General features: G+C 72.7%; 1 protein-coding gene. It reads right to left on the minus strand.

Annotated elements, in window-relative coordinates:
• Positions 1-221 precede the first annotated feature (221 nt).
• The gene (locus tag Q7A36_RS40295) at positions 222-575 is read right to left on the minus strand and encodes a hypothetical protein (protein ID WP_305109408.1); all 354 of its coding nucleotides are present in this window, start codon (positions 573-575) and stop codon (positions 222-224) included.
• Positions 576-817 lie beyond the last annotated feature (242 nt).

Below are 817 nucleotides of genomic sequence, written 5' to 3' on the forward strand. Positions count from 1 at the left end.
ATCGGGCTCGCGCGGCTCGGGGCCGATCGGCTCGGGCACCTCGGGCGCGTCCGGGTCGTCGTCGAGCCGTGCGGCAGCAGTGATCCGGTGCTGGGCGGCCATAGGCGTCCTCTCCTGCCAGGGCTGGGCGCGGACCTTGGGCGGCGCGCGGCCGGCCTGTCCAGCCGCAGGGGTGGAACGGTCGGCGCAGCGCTGTGGCTGCGTGCTGACCAACCTGCCGGCTAACCCTGTGCTGGCCCGGCGTCCTGTTGCGGATCGCAGCCCGGCAGGCCGGCATACCAGGCCGCATAGGGCGTGGTGTGCGCCATGTGGCGATTGTAGTCTGGGGCGTCGTCCATCCACCACACCGGGCCGCGCTCGCCCAGCGCCCGCTTGGCCGCCTCCACCCGCGCCCGCGCCGCCGCGCGCGCGGCGGTGTCGCCCTGCCGCAGTGCCTCCCGCTTTGCCCGGCGCGCCGTCATCAACTCGCGTGTCAGTGCAGCTCGCGCCGCGGGCTCGAGGGCCGGGTTGGTGCAGCGCCACAGCCGACCCCGCACGACGAAGTAGCGTCCATCTGGCGTGACAGGATGGTTCACGTCCCCTCCCCCTCCCGGGCCAGCTTCCAATCAACCCTACAATCAGACAGGTTGCTCGCGCGGCCCCTGCGGCCGCATTGGGCACCGGTGCGCATCTGCCCATTGCTGCCAAGTGGCGAGTGGACAAAACAGGGGCTACCGCCGCGACGGGTTGAACTCGGCGACTGTATCCCATCCCTGGCCGCAGCTAACGCCGCTCAGGGGCGCGCGGCGCCTCGGCCCGGGTGCCGCGACTGTCTATC

Origin of the sequence: Paracraurococcus lichenis (assembly GCF_030657435.1) — a bacterium.
GTDB lineage: Bacteria > Pseudomonadota > Alphaproteobacteria > Acetobacterales > Acetobacteraceae > Paracraurococcus > Paracraurococcus lichenis.